Genomic DNA, 17,375 nt, shown 5'->3' with positions numbered 1-17,375 from the left:
AGTCTGAAGTTGGAATTTTCCAGCTTCAGACTTTTTGTTTTTTAAGACTTGAGATGGTTTGGGGTCAAGCTTTCTGGTAGCGCCTTAATTCACATCCCTGTGAGTGTGAATTAACTCACCTTCCATAGGTATGGAAATATTCAACTTAGACAACTCCGGGTTTAATATCGCCTTGACAATACCAGAACTCACCATCACCTCCAAGCAACCAAGGGCTTGATGAAGAGCTACTCGTGCGTGTTGCACAGAAAAACGTTCCTTAAACACCAGTACCAACTGCCGATAAATTTGTTCAATGTACTGAGTGCGGCCCAAAATGTCAATCAGCAAACCATATAAACCTGTAACAGGCAAGCGCTGACCGTTCTTCACATAACACTTGATCTTGCTAATTTGACCAGCATCATAAACAGCTACAAACTCGACTTCCGCATCCAATAAATCTAACTGAAACACATTGTATGCCGAAAGTAGCCACGGAACCTCCTGCTGCGAAAAGCGTTGCATCACCTGTTTCATAGAACCCAAATCAAATCCAGCAATCACAGCTTGACCCAAAATATCATTCGTGAATCCGCCTTGAGCCAACCACTGAAAAGCTTTTTCCGGGCTTAAATTCAACCCAGAATCCCGCGCGATTTCCCTAGAATGCTCTTGTAAATCAGTGAACTGACCATTAGCAGCGTACCAGTAATCCGCGAACCGAATGTGCTTTTTAACTCGGCTGCGCTGATTGTGATCGTATTGAGTTTTCAGCCAGTTAGCCTCGTGCTTCTGCTGCTCTAGTTCCAAAATTGTGTAAGCCACTTCACGGGCACCAGTGTGAGCTAAAGTCATGCCAGCAGCTAAAATTGGATCAGCAAAACCTGCCGCTTCTCCGACCAAAAACCAGTTTTCTCCTACTGTTCTATCAGCCAAAAATGACCAATCTTTTGTAGTTTCAATCTTTCCGGTACTGGTAGCATTAGCGATTAACTTGCTGATGCGGGGTTCGCTGTTGAGTGCTTGAGAATATATCTCCTCTGGCCGCTGTTTCATCTGCTTGTAATGTTCCACAGGGCAAATAAAGCCGATACTGGTGCGAGTGGGGCCCAAGGGAATAAACCAAATCCACCCGTGACTCAAACTCATTACCTGTACGCGGGTGCCACCAACGCCAATTTCATCGGCCCATTCAGCGTTTGTCCAGTAGTCCCAGATAGCGATATTTTGCAACCGCGTCGGGCAGTGTGTTTCAATTCCTAACACTCGCCGCAACACGCCGATGTGGCCGGAGGCGTCGATGTAGTAGCGGGCAGTTATTTGTTCTTGCCGCAGGTGCAGGGCGGTAATGCGATCGCCCTCTATATCTACTTTAACAACGGGCGTTTCTTCTCTTACTAAACATCCCATTTCTTCCGCGTGACGCAGCAAAATTTCGTCATATTTTGCTCGATCGACTTGGAAAGCAGTTTGCCGTCTCTGTCCCTCAAATTTAGCAGGACGTTGCTCATCTTTAAACTGTTCAGGCTTGATAAAATTAAAATCCCAAGGATGCGGATCTGTTCCCCAGCGATAGGTAGCACCGATTTTAATTGGGAAGTCGGCTGCTTCTACTTTGTCCCAACATCCCATTTCTTGAAGCACATCACTAATTTGAGGCAATTGACTTTCCCCAACATGATCGCGAGGGAATTTTTCTTTCTCTAGGATTAGCACGCTCAGATTGGGATTGTATTTCTTGATCAGAGTGCCAGCAGTGCTCCCAGCGGGGCCGCCGCCCACAATTACAACGTCGTAATGGCTCATATCACAGAGAAATAGTAGATGCTGAATTTGGGTATTGACGAGAAAAATGTCTAACTATTCTTAACTTGTAGGGATTCCCCTCACCAACCGCTTTAAATGGTACAAACAGGTTAAATAAACCCGCCCATCATTCGGTGGCTGAATAGTTATTTACAACAGGTTTTAGCTGAGATGTGGCACCAGTATCAAAAATTTGTAGGGGCGGGTTCACCAACCGCTTTAAATGGTACAAACAGGTTAAGTAAACCCGCCCCCACCCACGAAAAAGCCCCCGATCGACATTGGTGCAACCTTTCAGTTTGCAACAGATTTTATCCGACTGCTACTTTCTCATCTTCAGCTATGGGAGAAGTGTGAGCAATATCCAAATTCTCAGTCCAAGTGTGAGCAATATCCAGATTCTCAGTCCAAGTGTGAGCGATATCCAAATTCTCAGTCCAAGTGTGGATCAAATTCGGTTCTAGTTCATTCATGAGCGTAGAAGAATTGCTGTTAAGTTGTGACATGATAGGTCTCCTTGTAAGTAATAGATTTTGTCTAATTCTAAGATTGATCTGGTTCTAAAAGTTGCAAATTTTACATCTCGTAAGCTACGCAGCTTTTAAAGGTTGCAAAATCTCGCGGGGCTGGGCAAAAGGTTGGTCAAAGCTATGGGTTTTTGCATAAACCAGAAGTTCAGCAATCTGTTTCGTGAAAATTTCAAACAAATTCTCAACTATTTCAAAAATCTCTTGACGGCTCTCAATAGTCAGTGGTATATTTTTGATAGATTGCTCCACATCCGGCGTCCCTGTAGTATGACCTGTTTCCACGTCCAAATGAAAACAGCCAAAATAGATAAGCTCCTTTTTAGTAATTGATCGGAGTTCTTCGGCAATTGATGCTGTCGCTGACAAGAACACGTTACCCGATGCTTCTACCACTTCCAAAATTGCTAGCTTAGTGATGGGACTGGCTCCAAAAGCGTATCGAAAAATTTGATATGTTACCAACCGTGAAGCTTTTAGTTGTTCACTCCAGACAAAATTCAAAGCATCGCTGAACTTCAAGGATTTGTTATTAATACCCAGTGTTTCCATGTCTGCCAAAAACCACAACCAGTGATGATCGTCTTCGTAAGTATGATTGTTGATCATTGCCTGAAGAGGATCGTTGGTTGGTTCTTCTCGGAAAATAGACTGGTTCAATTCACCAAAACTCATTGCAAAGTGAGCAATGCAGGGAGCGAAAGCTAGGCGTTGTCTTGGGTCTATACTTTTGTCTCGCATAAACTCAAATAGCTCTGCTTTAGCAAATTCTTGCTTCTTCTTTTCAATCAATTCTAGGACTTCTTCCATTGTGATTCACCTGATTCTGAATCTATAGGCTAGTAACTTAATCACGACGTAAATGTGATTTGAATCAATAATTGTTGTGTTTGACATCACGTTTAATTATGTTCTCGATCGCCTAAACCTGCGTTTTCCTGCCCCGGGCGTCCCCTTCGTTGTTGGTTACCGGGCTCAAACATTAAGCAAAACCTTGAGTATATAAAAATTTGTCTGTCATGTGTGCGATCGACATCACAGAATTTGTTACAATATGGTAATCAACTCGGTGAGGTGTCAGACCGTACATGATTAAGTCGGAGTTCAAACCAGATGTTTGGCTGTCCGCCCGTCCAGGCACTTTCAAAGTTTAGGCATCTCGCTATCTAAAAAATCCCTGAGTAATTACTTAGATTGTAAGGTATCCCAAATTACCATAATTACAAAAAATACTTAAATAGAGTTCGCCAGAGATTCGCTCGATATCAAGCGCAATGTTTACTAAAAATTTCGTCACAGAATAAAAGCCATGAATACACTTCCCGGTTACAAAATCACAGAAGTTGTTCAACTTGGTGTGAAGTCGATCATTTATCGCGGAGTCAGGGAATCCGATCAATCGTCAGTCATTATTAAAACACTCAATACCGAGTACCCCACAATAGAAGAAATTACCCGTTTGAGACATGAATACAAAATTAGCTCGAATCTCAAACTCGAAGGGATTGTCAAACCCCATAGCTTAGAAAAATATAACAACAGTTTCGCTCTGATCTTAGAAGATTGTGGCGGTCAATCTCTCAAGCACCATCAAGCGGGTAAAAGCATTAAACTTCATAAATTTTTGCCACTAGCTATTCAAGTGGCTCAAACTCTCGGAGAAGTGCATCAAAACCAGATTATTCATAAAGATATAAAACCCTCAAATATTATCATAACACCCGATTTTGAACAAGTAAAAATCACCGACTTTAGCATGGCGACGCGCCTATCGAGAGAAGTCCACCAAAATAGCAATACTATGGTGCTAGAAGGCACTCTAGCCTATATATCCCCAGAGCAAACTGGTCGGATGAACCGAGACCTCGACTACCGAACTGACTTGTACTCTCTAGGCATCACCTTTTATGAAATGCTAACAGGAGAGTTGCCCTTTAATTCAACCGACCCGCTAGAATTAATTCACAGCCACATTGCGGTGACGCCAGTTCCTCCCCATCAACTAAACAATCAAGTCCCGCAGATAATTTCATCCCTTGTCATGAAACTATTAGCTAAAAATGCCGAAGACAGATATCAAAGTGCCTTTGGAGTAAAAGCAGACCTGGAAAATTGTCTAACTCAGCTACAAACTACTGGCAAAATTGAAAATTTTATTCCAGGGACACTTGACAAATCTGGTCAATTTTTGATTCCCCAAAAACTCTACGGTCGCACACAAGAAGTCGCTGATTTGATGGCATCATTCGAGCGAGTCAGCTTTGGGAAAACAGAGATGGTGTTGGTAAGCGGTTACTCAGGCATCGGTAAAACCTCAGTTGTCAGTGAAATCCACAAACCAATTGTCAGGCAACGGGGTTATTTTATTGCTGGAAAATTTGACCAGTTTAAGCGGGATATTCCTTATGCTGCAATAACTCAAGCCTTTGAGTCATTGATCCAGCAGTTATTAACAACCAGCTCAGAAGAATTAACAATTTGGAAAGAAAAGCTGTTGTCAAAGCTGGGTAATAACGGTGAAATTATTATTGATGTCATCCCTTCCGTCGAACTAATAATTGGTTCGCAGCCTGCTGTTCCACAATTGGGGCCGACAGAATCTCAAAATCGCTTTAATCGATTGTTTAAAGAATTCATGAATGTGTTTGCCCAAGCCGAACAGCCATTAGTTCTATTTTTGGATGATTTGCAGTGGGCAGATTTAGCTTCCTTAAAATTGATTGAGGAATTAGTTACTGACCAAGATTGCCGATATTTTTTACTGATAGGGGCCTATCGAGATAACGAAGTGAATTCGACTCATCCGTTAGTTCAAACTGTAGAAAAAATTCAACAGAGTGGTGCTGCTGTGCATCACATTATCCTCCCATGTTTAGATTTGAGCAGCGTCACTGAGCTAGTATGCGATACTTTGGGTAATCAAACTGAAAACTTAAAATCTTTGACCGAGTTAATTTTTAATAAAACTGGCGGAAATCCATTTTTTATAACTCAACTTCTTTCAACTATTCACTCAGAACAACTGTTAGTTTTTGATTTCACTGTTGGTGCATGGCAGTGGGACATCACGGAAATTGAAGCCGCTGGCATTGCAGATTACAGTGTCGTTGAATTAGTTGCTCGGAATCTGCAACAACTGCCGGAGGAGACGCAGCAAGTATTGAAATTAGCTGCTTGTATGGGCAACCGTTTTAATTTAGAAAATTTGGCGATTGTTAGGGAAAAATCGGGCCCGGAAACGGCGGCTCATTTATGGGATGCACTTCAAGCTGGTTTAATTCTGCCAATGAGCGATGCTTACAAAATTCCGATGCTTGATGAAGAAATAGTGAAAACACACCGGAGGGGCGGGACGCCCATCCCACAAAACAATCAAAATCATCCCGCAATTATGCAACGCTCAATTGATTACAGGTTTTTGCACGATCGCGTACAGCAAGCCGCCTATTCTCTCATCCCTGACTCCGAGAAAAAACAAACTCACTTAAAAATCGGCTCCATGCTATTGCACCGCGGGCACGGGGGCACGGCCCCTACGGCATCGGAGATAGCAGAAAATATCTTTGATATTGTCAACCAACTCAATATCGGGGTGGAATTCATCACAAATCAGGAACAGCGAACTGAACTAGCTAACTTTAATCTCATAGCAGGTAAGAAAGCTAAGAGTTGTGCCGCCTATCAAGCAGCGCTCAAATATTTTAATGCAGGTCTAGAACTTCTACCCGATGGAGCTTGGCAGAGTCACTACGATTTAATCATGGAAATCCATTCCGAAGCACTGGAAGCTTCGTATATAAATACCGATTTTGAGCGCTCATTTCACCTATCAAATGTTATCATGTCCCGCGCCCAAACTTTGCTAGACAAACTCCCCGTTTATGAGCTAAAAGTTATTTTTTACTTCAATCAAAATCAAGCCCAAGCTTCGATAAATATAGCTCTAGAAGCTTTGATAATGCTGGGAGTGTACATACCTAAAAATCCACAAAAACTAAATATTTTAATGGAGCTATTTCGCACAAAACTAGCTTTAAGAAATAAGCAGATTGAGGATTTATTACAACTGCCACCAATGACTGACCCTAATAAAATTGCGGCTATACGGATTTTAACGAATATGGTTCCGGCTGCTTTTATAGCATTACCCGATATGTTCCCACTGATCGCTTTTAAAATTGTTACTCTTTCTCTTAAGTACGGGAATACGCCACTATCTAGTGTTGGGTATTCAAACTATGCTTCGCTCCAGTGTGGGGTGTTAGGCGATATGAATTCTGGATACCGATACGGTCAAATGGCTCAGGCACTTTTAGAACGATTCCACACCAACTTGTACAACTCTCAAATTTCACTAATTTTTAATGGTTTTATCCGTCACTGGTCTGAGCACGTCAGGGAAAGTCTTAGCGGTTTACTTGAGGGTATTCAGAGTGGACTGGAAACGGGAGATGTCAACAATGCTTGTTATTGTGCTAGTTTTTACAGCAATTATATATTTTTGAGTGGGGAACCTCTGGATTCTGTGGAGACTAAGCAGAGTCACTATATTCAAATGTTGGTGAATTATAAGAATGAATTTATGATTTATCAAGCCCGAGTAGGGGCGCAAGTTGTCTTAAACTTGCAATGTAAAACAGCCAATCCTTGCCTATTGACGGGCGAAAAGTTTAATGAAGAAACTATGCTACCAGGATTAAGGGAGGGTCAAAATAATCTGGTAATATTTGTAGTATATTTGTCTAAATCATGGCTAAATTATCTATTTAAAGATTATGCAATATCTGCTGATAATGCCATTATGGCATCAAATTATTCTGAGGCTGTGATGGGCATGATCTATGTTCCATTCCACAATTTTTACTATTCCCTAGCACTCTTAGCTTTGTATCCCACAGCTTCAAATTTTGAACAGAAAAAATATTTAAAAAAAGTTGTTTCGCTTCAGAAAAAAATGAAGCATTGGGCTGTGAACTCTCCGGGAAATTATCAGCATAAATATGACTTGGTAGAGGCAGAGAAAGCGCGAGTATTGGGACAATATGAAAAAGCGGCTCTGTATTACGATCGAGCGGTGAAAGGAGCTTCGGAAAATGAATACATCCACGAAGAAGCGCTAGCCAACGAACGCGCGGCAGAATTTTATCTGGCTCGCGGTCGAAACAAAGTGGCTCAGAGTTATCTAATAGATGCTTACTACGGCTATATTCATTGGGGAGCAACCGCCAAGGTCAAACATTTGGAGTCAGAATATCCGATTTCTTTACCCCCTGTATCGGCAGGAAGATCCAGCGGAGATCGAACTATTACTAGCACTAATTATAGCACGAGCAGCAGTCACAGCAGTTTATTGGATTTGACAACTGTTGTTAAAGCATCTCAAGCGCTAGCTAGTGAAATTGTGTTGGACAAGTTGTTAGAAAAATTAATGAAAATGGCGATCGAGAATGCTGGGGCACAAAAAGGTTTTCTCCTGATGCCCAAGGACGGAAAATTGCGGATTGAAGCAGCGGCATCGGTGGAGTCTTCGGATGTTGCAGTTGAACAATGCCCTAGAGTATCTCCTGCAGAGGTTTTGCCAATAACCGTGATTAATTATGTTGAAAAAACGCACTTAGATGTAGTTTTAAGTCAGGCTGCTATAGAAGGTCTATTTACAGACGATCCCTATATTAAAAGGCAGCAAGTGAAATCTGCGCTTTGTACTCCTATTCTGAATCAAAGCAAACTCGTAGGTCTCCTTTATCTGGAAAATAATTTAGCTACTGAAGCGTTTTCTCCAACTAGGTTGGAAGTTTTGAAAATACTTTCTTCCCAAGCTGCTATCTCTCTAGAAAATGCGGTACTTGTTGCTAATTTGTCGGAGGCTAAGGAACAGTTGGAGGATTATTCCCGGACGCTGGAGGTGAGAGTAGAAGAGCGCACGCAGGAATTAAAGACTAAAGAAGCTAAGCTGCAAGAAGCTCAAAAACTGGCGCACCTCGGCAACTGGGAATTTGATTTGGAGGGGGATAAATTAACTTGGTCTGAGGAAGTATTCCGAATTTTTGGCCTTGACCCTAAACTACCAGAACCGACTATTTTAGAACACAGGAAGCAAATTCATCCAGATGACCTAAAGTTGTGGTTAGAGGCAGTAGAGCAGATTAGTCTATTAGGAAATCCTTGCGAGTATGAGATGAGAATTTTGCGCGCTGATGGAGCTGTCAGATATATTTATCTTAAGGCGCAAGCTATTTTTGATGGCGGTAAGGTGATTAAGTTATTTGGGACGATACAGGACATTACGGAGCGCAAGTTAGCGGAGGATGCTTTGCGACTGTCTGAGGGGCAATTGAGAGAAAAAGCGACACAATTAGAAGTTACTTTGTCCCAATTACGCTCGACGCAGACTCAACTAATTCAAACGGAAAAAATGTCTTCTTTGGGGCAGTTGGTGGCGGGGGTTGCTCACGAAATTAATAATCCGATTAATTTCATTTATGGCAATGTTCTCCATGCTAACGATTATAGCTCAGATTTGCTGGGATTGATTGAGCTTTACCAGGAGTCTTACCCGAATACTAATCCTGAGATTGTTGCTAAAACAGAAGATATTGACCTCGCTTTTATTCAAGAAGATTTGCCTAAAATTCTAAAATCAATGCAGGTTGGGGTCGATCGCGTTCGCAATATTGTGCTGTCACTGCGGAATTTCTCGCGCCTGGATGAAGCCGAGATGAAACCAGTGGATATTCACTCCGGGATTGATTCGACTCTGCTAATTTTGCAGCATAGGTTGAAAAAGGATGCACTCGGACATGGCGTTGAGGTAGTTAAAGAGTACGGTAAACTGCCGAAGGTAAATTGTTATGCTTCGGGGTTAAATCAGGTGTTTATGAATATTTTGAGCAATGCAATTGATGCTGTGGAGTTAGGAGTTGGGCGACCGGATACAACTGCCAAACTCGAAAATCCTTTATCTCCAATCTTTGAGCGAAAGATTAAGATTCGGACTGAGGTATGCGACAAAAACTTGGTGAGAATTTATATTGCTGATAATGGTCGGGGGATGACGGAGGAAGTACGATCGCGAATATTTGACCCTTTCTTTACTACAAAACCTGTGGGCCAAGGTACTGGTTTAGGGTTGAGTATCAGTTATCAGATTGTAGTCGAGAAACACGGCGGGAAGCTAATGTGCTTTTCCGCGCCCGGTGAAGGGACTGAGTTTGTGATTGAAATTCCCGTGAAGCAGTGAACTTTTTTTAAGTTTTTATATAAGTTTTTTTAACAGCCGATAAACGCCGATGAACGCAGATAGAATTCTATCTGCGTTCATCTGTGTTTATCGGCTGATATCTGCGGTTAAAAATTCTCAATGTCAATATTAAACATCGCGTTCTGTCCGCACCCATTTAGTCTGCCGCTTCAGCAGAAAACCCAGATACAAAGGGATTTTCCAGAGGATGTAAAAAGGTACAGATAAAAGAGTTGAGCCAGAAATATCGGCACGCCCGAATTTTGCCCAAGCGCCGACAATTGAAACTAAAATCAGCAATCCTTGTACTGCTAACAAGACGGCGGGAATTGGGGATGTTCCCAAAATTGCTGCTAGTAAAGAGGCGGCAAAAGCAGCTAGCCAGATAGCGACTAAAAGCGATAGGGGAGGGACGGATAAGTCGAGGGCGATCGCCAATAAGTCAAAACGTTTTTGCTCGACTGAAGCTGCTGTCAGCCGGGGAGTTTGAGTTAACAATGTCTGTATGTGACCGTGTTCCCACCTGGTTCTTTGACTTTTAGCTGCTTGTTGCTGCTGTGGCAAACACCCGGTGACGTTGGCTTCGGGGCAGAATACTGTTGGGTGTCCGGCGATCGCCAAATCCAAACTCATCTGCATATCTTCAACAATATTGCTGCTAGCTAGGGAAACCGATCGAATTATCGACCAGGGAAAAGCCATGCCAGTACCTGTTAGTAATGATGGGAATCCTAACTGTTTTAAGCCGCTGGGACGGACTAAGTTTTTCACAAGAAATGCTAAAGCAGAAATGGAATCTTTGGGAGTAGGATTTGGTGGCTGTTCCATTAAATAAGTCGCTTGTACGGGTCTTTGTTCAGCAATTGCAACCCTGGCTAATTTTTCTATAGAGTCTGGCTGACAGATGCAGTCTGCGTCAACCATGATGACTACTTCGGGGGGGTCTGATTCGATCGACTGCAAGCCAAAATCCAGTGCGTATCCTTTGCCCTTGCGTTGTGTGTCTTGGCGCTCGATCGCACTTGCACCGCAGTTACGGGCGATTTCTGCCGTGGCGTCCGTGCAGTTGTCAGCAATCACTAAGAGGCGGTCTTGAGGTGTTAGCTGTGGCAAGATTGTGGAGATGGTGGCGGCAATTCCTGCAGCTTCGTTGTAAGCGGGAATTAAAACTGCTACTTTGGGGCGGGGCGCTTTAGTTTCCGCTGTCTCGCCCTGGCCCGACAAGAAAGCTGCACTGCATTCTAGAAATAGAACTGCAACGGGAATTAGAAGGATCAGGGCGATCGCCAATAGCACAACATCTATCAATAGGAATAGTAGCTGATTAATTTCCACAATTCTAGTACCTTAATTTAATTTTATTTGTCGCGTTCATTGAGTTTATTTAATATTATTGCACCTTTGTTAACTCACGGCGCCACGCTATCTAAAGTATAGCGATCCTCAATCATTTGTAAATTTCTTACTCCCTCCCCTTGATAAGGGGAGGGTTGGGGTGGGGTCAAAAATTTACGAATCCTGCAAGGATTGCTATATCATCATATCATGCCCGCAAAAAATCACCCTTCTCACATTTGTTGTGAGAACTTAAGTCCTCCTAAAACTACTAGGACTAGCGTCATCCCTACAAATTAATTTGATTGCGGTTGTGCGGTCGCCAATAATATCATATCATGTCAATTCTGACAATGTTAAGTCACTCAATTTAATTACACCTCAAACAAGCCCAGACAGCAGAAACCTGGTTTCTTTTAGAAACCAGGTTTCTAGGTGTTCTATTTTTAATCCACTAAACACTTAGTCCATGTTTAACATCAAATCCGGTTGCATCGGAATAATAAAATCGAGTCAAGAGTTAACACTCAACCATTCAGTTTTTCGACACCGAGTCAACTGTCAACTGTCAACTGTCAACTGTCAACTGTCAACAATCATTTCCCTCCTGCAACCGGAATTGATATAACTCATCCCCTGTGGGTGGGCACTCACAAAGCAATCTCCAAACTGAAAACTATGTTCAAGCTACGCTGCATCGCGGATAGCAACAGGTTCAGATTTTTTGGTGGTGAACTGTGCGGGGGGTGCAAATTCTCTGAGATATCTCGATATCGATCGCAAATATCCCACTTCTGCTTGAATCAAATCCAGGGTAGAAAGACTCTCAACTAAGTCATCAAACTCATCTGCCGTAACTTCAGCACTGTGCAAGACTTCTTGGTTAAGCCGCCCGCAAATTCCTTGCAGGAGGAGTTCGATAATCTCGCTATAGTCAGCGATTTCCGTTCCGTAACCTTGCAATTTCTTCGGATTGATTCCCCACTGCAAAATCTTCAACAAGTCTTCAGGGGCACTCCACGCAAAAGAGGAAGCAATCACTTCTTTTTCCGCTGCGACAAGAGCGTGCTTGATTTGCACTTCGGGGAAATCTGGATCAATGATTAAACTTTCCAGCTTTGACACTTGTTTATCTAAGACGGGCAAAGAAAAAGGAGCTAATTCTACACTCACCATGTCGCCAGTATCGTTAACACTTCTAAAAGGGTCTTCCAACACATTAATTAGGAGGTGAATGTCTGTAGGTTTTTTCCAGTCAAATTGTCCTAGGAAAAACGGTTCTTCATATCCCGGCAAAAGTCCTTGAAAATAAATCGGCAGATTTTTGCCTGATTCAAGAATTTTATAAAGAGCTACTTCCAAGGTTTCTGTCGGCCAACCGAGATTACTTACGGCAACAAATTTCAGTTTTCCGGGAACGGACACAATCAGAGAATTTAGCAATAAATGTACCGCTTCAAAAAGATTTTGAGCAGTTACGTAGCGGTGGGGAGCGTGAACGTTGACGGTTTTACCTTGCTCTACTTTTTTGGACATTTGCTCGCAGAACAAGCTATTTTCCAACATATGAGTAAAGCGAACCATCCCGTAAGTCACATCTCCTTCTTGAGCTGCTTTGGCAAATTGCCATTCGGCAAACTTCTTCGAGGCGGCGTAAACTTCGGTTGTAAAATATCGAGATGTTTTGCCTGTAGAAGAGAAGATGCAGTGTTCTACGCCGTATTCTTCGCAGAGTTGGATGACGTGTTTACATCCTAACAGGCTGGTTGTAACTGTTTCTCGGATTTTGATTTCAGCTAGTCCGGGTTGGCGCTGGGCTGCTAGGTGAAAAACAATTGCTGGTTTTTCTACCTCAAATATGTGTTTGAGCGCCTCCAAGTTGCGAATGTCGGCGGCATAGAAAGTTACAGCACCTTCTCTGGTAAAAAGCGGGAGATTTTCTTCGGGGTTTTGACATCGGGCGTTGTCAGCGGAAATGATTTTAGTTGCGCCTAATTCGAGGAGTTTGGCGATTAAGAAACTGCCGACACATCCTTCTCCACCGGTGATGAGGATGGTTTTTCCTTTGATTTGGCTGCTGACTGTGGATGCGTATAGGTGAATAGTGCGACCGCGCACGTCGCTAAAAGGTTCGCTTTCTAATTGTCCGTCGGCTTGATAGGCGGAGATTAGCTGTGCGGTGAGAGTTTGTAAGGCCGCCAGGATTTCAGGATCTTGGGGTTCCGGGGAACCGGGCGGAACTAGCTGCTGGATGCGCTCAATTATTTCCGCTTTGCTGGCACCTTCAAACACTTCTCTTTGGTTAAATGCACTCTTCACTTTTTTGCTCCTTTAAATTCTAGAAATACGGTTGCTGATAAGCGCGTTGTTTAACAAATTTTCGAGGGAGAGAATCTTTAAAAGTCTGCTTGGTTTTAAGATTTTTTCGACGGAAAGCTACTTAATCGGAAAGACACGCTATCGGCTCTGCTTGTAGTTTTATTAAGCGCTTTTTTAACCTGCTTGCTTTTGCGATCGGCAAATATCGGCAAAGTCGGAATGTTCTCTGTCCAAAATTTGTCACTACAACTATATACTTAAATTGCTGATTGTTGGCAATACTCCGAACATATCTTTACTATTTCTTTGCAATAACCTGCGAGTTTTCACGTAATTTTAAAGTTTATGTAAAGTAGGATCTACGTTTAAAAAACTTAACAATACACTTTACCTTGATTATAGCATTTTACTTTGTAAGTAAAATGTATTTTGGGTTACTAAACATAGTTGAAGTTTAAGTAAAAATACGCACAAAAGCCTTAAGCAAATATTTCTATCTGCTGAAAATCTTGTTACTTGAGGGGTGGGGTAGTCCTGCTGTGCCTACCCCTGTATGTGTGCTGCTACTAGGCGCGAACGGTGCGTTCTTTTTTGCTGCCTTCAAAGCCGCGAGCGTCGGCAACATCGTAGCCTCCTGTCCGCAAGCGGCGGTCTAAATCGCTGGCTTCGGGAGAAATTTTTGCTGCTTCTTCGATCGTCACTCTGCCTTCAAGCACCAGTTTGTAAAGACCCTGGTTGATAATCTGCATTCCTTCGTAAGTATCATGTTCCATTAATCGGACAGCTTCATCATCAGCACCTTTCATCAAGTAATCGTGCATGGCAGGTGTATTCACCAAAATATCGTGAACTGCTACCCGACGGTTATCAACTGTTGGCAGCAAAAGTTGGGCAATTACCGCTACTAAAGAATCGCAAATTTGAATCCGCATCGCCTGTTGTTCCTCGGGTGGGTAGAGGTTCAACAACCGATTAATAGCATTAATGGCGCTGCGAGTGTGGAGAGTTCCCAATACTAAGTGACCAGTTTGAGCGGCTTGCAACGCTGTATTGATGGTAACGCGATCGCGCATTTCCCCGATCAGAATTACATCTGGATCTTCCCGCAAAACAGCCCGCAAAGCCTGCTGAAACTCGTGGGTATGCAAGCCCACTTCCCGCTGGCTGACCAAGCATTTTTTTGAAGGGTGAATGAATTCGATCGGGTCTTCAATTGTAACTACGTGCTTTTGCTCCATCTGATTGAGGTGGTCGATCATCGCAGCTACGGTTGTCGATTTCCCCGAACCGGTAGGCCCCGTAACCAATATTAATCCCTGCGATCGCAAAATGATATTTTTGAAAACTTCTGGCAACCTCAAGGAATCGATAGTAGGTATTTCCAAACTAATCAACCGCAATACTAAGGCACCGCCGCTGAGGGAATCAAAACAGTTTAGCCGACACCGCACGAAGCCAGGGTAAAAAATTGCTGAGTCTAATTCCTTGGTAGTTGCAAACTGTTTTCGCTGTTCGGGGGTGAGAATTTCGGCTAGGTAATTTTCAAAAATTTCTGGGGTTACTTTGGGGTGGTTAGTTGCTACTTGCATCACGCCCCGAATCCGAAATCGAGGTACTTGGCCGACTCGAATGTGAATGTCGGAAGCGCTCGCTGCATGGGCATCTCTGACCATTTGTTCGATCGTACTGACGGGTGTCTCAACAGACCGCTTCTGGGCTGCGGGGGGCGCACTCGGCGCTGGTGCAGGAGGTGGCGCGGGAGTTGCAGCCAAGGGCGGGGGCGGGGGCGGTGTTCGGCGGGCTTGAGCCTCTGGTCGAAGGGGTGTAGGATTGTTTAATGGGTTCATTTTTTGGTCTCCAGTCAGTCTATTTTAGATTTTAGATTTTAGATTTTAGATTTACTCCACAGATTAATCTGGGAGCAGGAACTAGAGTCTAAAATTTTGGGCTCGACCCTGACTGAGTGTACGTGGCAGGGTATCCGTTTTTGGGCGGGGTCAATGTAGATTTATTGCGAAAAAATGCCAGATTTCTAATCTAATCGCTCTCCGCTAATTCGGTGCTAAATGCTGAGAATAATTTACAATTAGGCTTGATGGGGCGATCGAGTAATTAACAATTTCAACTCCTATGAACATCGGTCACAAAATCGCCGACTGGCTCGAAAATCGCGCTGTTACCCCTGCCTACGCGGGTTGGCTGCTGTCGGGGATGACGGTTTTCTTTTTTGGGTCAGCGACTAATACAATGTCTGGGTGGCTGTACGTGCTCAGCGGTGGGGGTTTAGCGCTGTTGGGAGTAGCGGCGGTTTTGCCGGGAAAATCGCTCCGTTCGCTGGAAGTCCGTCGCCGCCCGATCGAACCGGTGAGTGCGGGCGATCAAATCACCGTCGAACTAGAAATCGAAAATCGCGCCCGCCAACCTAAGACTTTGTTGCAAGTGATAGACATCTTGCCGTTTGTATTGGGAGAACCGGTCGTCCGCCCGATCGAAGTCATAGAGCCGAACAGTATATACAGGGATACATACTATCTGGAAGTCCGGCAGCGCGGCGTCTATCGTTGGCAAGAGGTAAACTTGAGGACGGCGGCACCTTTAGGGTTGTTTTGGTGCCGGCGCAGTCGCGCAGTCAAAGCGCTGGCGGTTGTCTATCCACAAGTTTTGCCGTTGAGCACTTGTCCTTTGATCGATCGCATCGGTCAAGAAGACAGCCCGCAATTTTACAATCGCAGTCGATCGCAAACTGCTACCGAAGGCCTCACCCGCAACCTGAGACCTTACCGCCACGGAGACCCCACCCGCCTGATTCACTGGCGCACCAGCGCCCGCTACGGAGAACTGCGGGTGAGAGAGTTAGAAGTTGCAGCAGGCGGTCAAGAAATTATTATTGCTCTCGACAGCGCTGCGGCGTGGCAGCCAGAAGAATTTGAACGAGCCGTGACAGTAGCTGCGTCTCTTTACTTCTATGCTAGCAAGCGCCTGTTAAACGTCAAACTTTGGACTGCCGGGACTGGACTTGTTTCGGGGAACCGGGTAGTTTTGGAAACTTTAGCGGCGGTTAATGCTGGGGAAGATGCGATCGATAATCGGTCGAAACTGCCGATAATTTGGCTGACTCAAAACTCTGCAAGTTTAAGCACTCTTTCCCCTGGCAGCCGCTGGGTACTCTGGCCGTTGGCAACTGCTGAAACCGGCGAAAAAACGTTAGTCAAACACGATTTACCGGGTTTGAAAATTCGCTCTGACCGACCGTTAGAACTTCAGTTACAAGATACTCTGGAAAGAGCGATTAATTATTAAGTAAGATAGACCACGAAAAAACCTGTGAAAGAGCGATTAGTTATGAAGATAGACTTGATTAATCTAAAACCTCAAGAACCATGATACACTACAGGAGTGTAATTCATCAACTTAAGGATCTTACAGGGTCTGGCAATTGCTTGGCAAGTTAAGAGCAGCTTAGATTACTGTGACTCCGGTCATAAACATCATATCTCATTCACCAAACAGGAGAAAAAATGACTTTTTGGGAGAAATTAAAGCAGAACGTATCACAAATCAATGATTCTCTGCAAACCAATATTTCCAAGTTTAAAAACAATGATTTTGCTGATGCCTCAATGGCAATATGTGCATTGATTGCTGCTGATGGCACTATCAATACCGAGGAAAGACAAAAAACGGCGGCTCTAATAATTTCCAATGAAACACTCCAAATTTTTCCGGCGTCGGAGTTAAAGCAAAAATTTGATTTTTATTGTGAGAAGCTCTCACAGGACTTCGATTTTGGTAAAATTGAGGCTATCCAAGCGATAGGGAAACTTAATAAAAAACTAGACCAAGGTCGTGCCGTCATCCAAATTGGCATTATTATCGGTGGTGCGGATGGTAATTTTGACAAAGATGAAAAGAAGGTTGTCAAAGAAGCTTGCCATGCTGTGGGCATTAATCCTGGGGAATTCGATCTCTAAATTCAGCTATTTCCTGGTTCTAGCCCATCAATTATTCAAGGCTTTATATCTGCGAATAGCATTGTTCATTGAGTTTATTTGCTCTGCATGAAATGAGGGAGGCATTAAGCTATGAACAGTATTGTAAAACTTCATTGAGTTTATAAGCAATTATAAACAATAATGGTATTCTATTGTTGTGAGTGTTGAACAAGG

General features: G+C 43.5%; 10 protein-coding genes. 3 read left to right on the top strand and 7 right to left on the bottom strand.

The window, feature by feature from the left end; genetic code table 11:
• Positions 1–84: 84 nt before the first annotated feature.
• From QUB24_RS13830 to QUB24_RS13815, 4 genes are all read right to left on the bottom strand, one after another.
• A complete protein-coding gene (locus QUB24_RS13830; protein ID WP_333153735.1) occupies positions 85–1,788 on the bottom strand; it encodes an NAD(P)/FAD-dependent oxidoreductase in 1,704 nt (567 codons plus the stop codon).
• Positions 1,789–2,099: 311 nt separating this feature from the next.
• On the bottom strand, positions 2,100–2,294 hold the full coding sequence (locus QUB24_RS13825; protein ID WP_333153734.1) for a hypothetical protein: 195 nt from the start codon (positions 2,292–2,294) through the stop codon (positions 2,100–2,102).
• An 84-nt stretch (positions 2,295–2,378) separates the two neighbouring features.
• Positions 2,379–3,125 carry a hypothetical protein gene (locus tag QUB24_RS13820; protein ID WP_333153733.1) on the bottom strand — a complete coding sequence of 249 codons (747 nt, stop codon included), beginning with the start codon at positions 3,123–3,125 and terminating at the stop codon, positions 2,379–2,381.
• A gap of 172 nt (positions 3,126–3,297) precedes the next feature.
• Positions 3,298–3,456: a hypothetical protein gene (locus tag QUB24_RS13815; RefSeq protein ID WP_333153732.1), complete on the bottom strand. Its 159-nt coding sequence runs from the start codon at positions 3,454–3,456 to the stop codon at positions 3,298–3,300.
• Between the two features lie 168 nt (positions 3,457–3,624).
• Here QUB24_RS13815 and QUB24_RS13810 point away from each other — a divergent pair, with 168 nt between their 5' ends.
• Positions 3,625–9,555: an AAA family ATPase gene (locus tag QUB24_RS13810; RefSeq protein ID WP_333153731.1), complete on the top strand. Its 5,931-nt coding sequence runs from the start codon at positions 3,625–3,627 to the stop codon at positions 9,553–9,555.
• Between the two features lie 129 nt (positions 9,556–9,684).
• Here QUB24_RS13810 and QUB24_RS13805 read toward each other — a convergent pair whose 3' ends face one another.
• The 3 genes from QUB24_RS13805 to QUB24_RS13795 all read right to left on the bottom strand — a co-directional run bounded on the left by QUB24_RS13805 (position 9,685) and on the right by QUB24_RS13795 (position 15,056).
• Positions 9,685–10,890, bottom strand: a complete 1,206-nt coding sequence (locus QUB24_RS13805; protein WP_333153730.1) for a glycosyltransferase family 2 protein — start codon at positions 10,888–10,890, stop codon at positions 9,685–9,687.
• Between the two features lie 687 nt (positions 10,891–11,577).
• The gene (locus QUB24_RS13800) at positions 11,578–13,209 is read right to left on the bottom strand and encodes a polysaccharide biosynthesis protein (RefSeq protein WP_333153729.1); all 1,632 of its coding nucleotides are present in this window, start codon (positions 13,207–13,209) and stop codon (positions 11,578–11,580) included.
• A gap of 566 nt (positions 13,210–13,775) precedes the next feature.
• A complete protein-coding gene (locus tag QUB24_RS13795; RefSeq protein ID WP_333153728.1) occupies positions 13,776–15,056 on the bottom strand; it encodes a PilT/PilU family type 4a pilus ATPase in 1,281 nt (426 codons plus the stop codon).
• A 283-nt stretch (positions 15,057–15,339) separates the two neighbouring features.
• Between QUB24_RS13795 and QUB24_RS13790 the strand changes: the two genes are divergently transcribed.
• Positions 15,340–16,509 carry a DUF58 domain-containing protein gene (locus QUB24_RS13790; protein WP_333153727.1) on the top strand — a complete coding sequence of 390 codons (1,170 nt, stop codon included), beginning with the start codon at positions 15,340–15,342 and terminating at the stop codon, positions 16,507–16,509.
• 218 nt (positions 16,510–16,727) lie between these two features.
• Complete coding sequence (locus QUB24_RS13785; protein ID WP_333153726.1) at positions 16,728–17,180, top strand: TerB family tellurite resistance protein; 453 nt, start codon at positions 16,728–16,730, stop codon at positions 17,178–17,180.
• Positions 17,181–17,375: the final 195 nt, after the last annotated feature.

Origin of the sequence: Microcoleus sp. B9-D4, from assembly GCF_036705105.1 — a bacterium.
GTDB lineage: Bacteria > Cyanobacteriota > Cyanobacteriia > Cyanobacteriales > Microcoleaceae > Microcoleus.
Note: the sequence above shows the minus strand (reverse complement) of the source record. Positions and strands in the feature narration are given on the sequence as shown.

What these genes read in the sequence shown, in the direction of transcription:
- QUB24_RS13830 (WP_333153735.1), bottom strand. Translation starts at nt 1,788, where the DNA reads ATGAGCCATTACGACGTTGTAATTGTGGGCGGCGGCCCCGCTGGGAGC.
- QUB24_RS13825 (WP_333153734.1), bottom strand. Translation starts at nt 2,294, where the DNA reads ATGTCACAACTTAACAGCAATTCTTCTACGCTCATGAATGAACTAGAA.
- QUB24_RS13820 (WP_333153733.1), bottom strand. Translation starts at nt 3,125, where the DNA reads ATGGAAGAAGTCCTAGAATTGATTGAAAAGAAGAAGCAAGAATTTGCT.
- QUB24_RS13810 (WP_333153731.1), top strand. Translation starts at nt 3,625, where the DNA reads ATGAATACACTTCCCGGTTACAAAATCACAGAAGTTGTTCAACTTGGT.
- QUB24_RS13795 (WP_333153728.1), bottom strand. Translation starts at nt 15,056, where the DNA reads ATGAACCCATTAAACAATCCTACACCCCTTCGACCAGAGGCTCAAGCC.
- QUB24_RS13790 (WP_333153727.1), top strand. Translation starts at nt 15,340, where the DNA reads ATGAACATCGGTCACAAAATCGCCGACTGGCTCGAAAATCGCGCTGTT.
- QUB24_RS13785 (WP_333153726.1), top strand. Translation starts at nt 16,728, where the DNA reads ATGACTTTTTGGGAGAAATTAAAGCAGAACGTATCACAAATCAATGAT.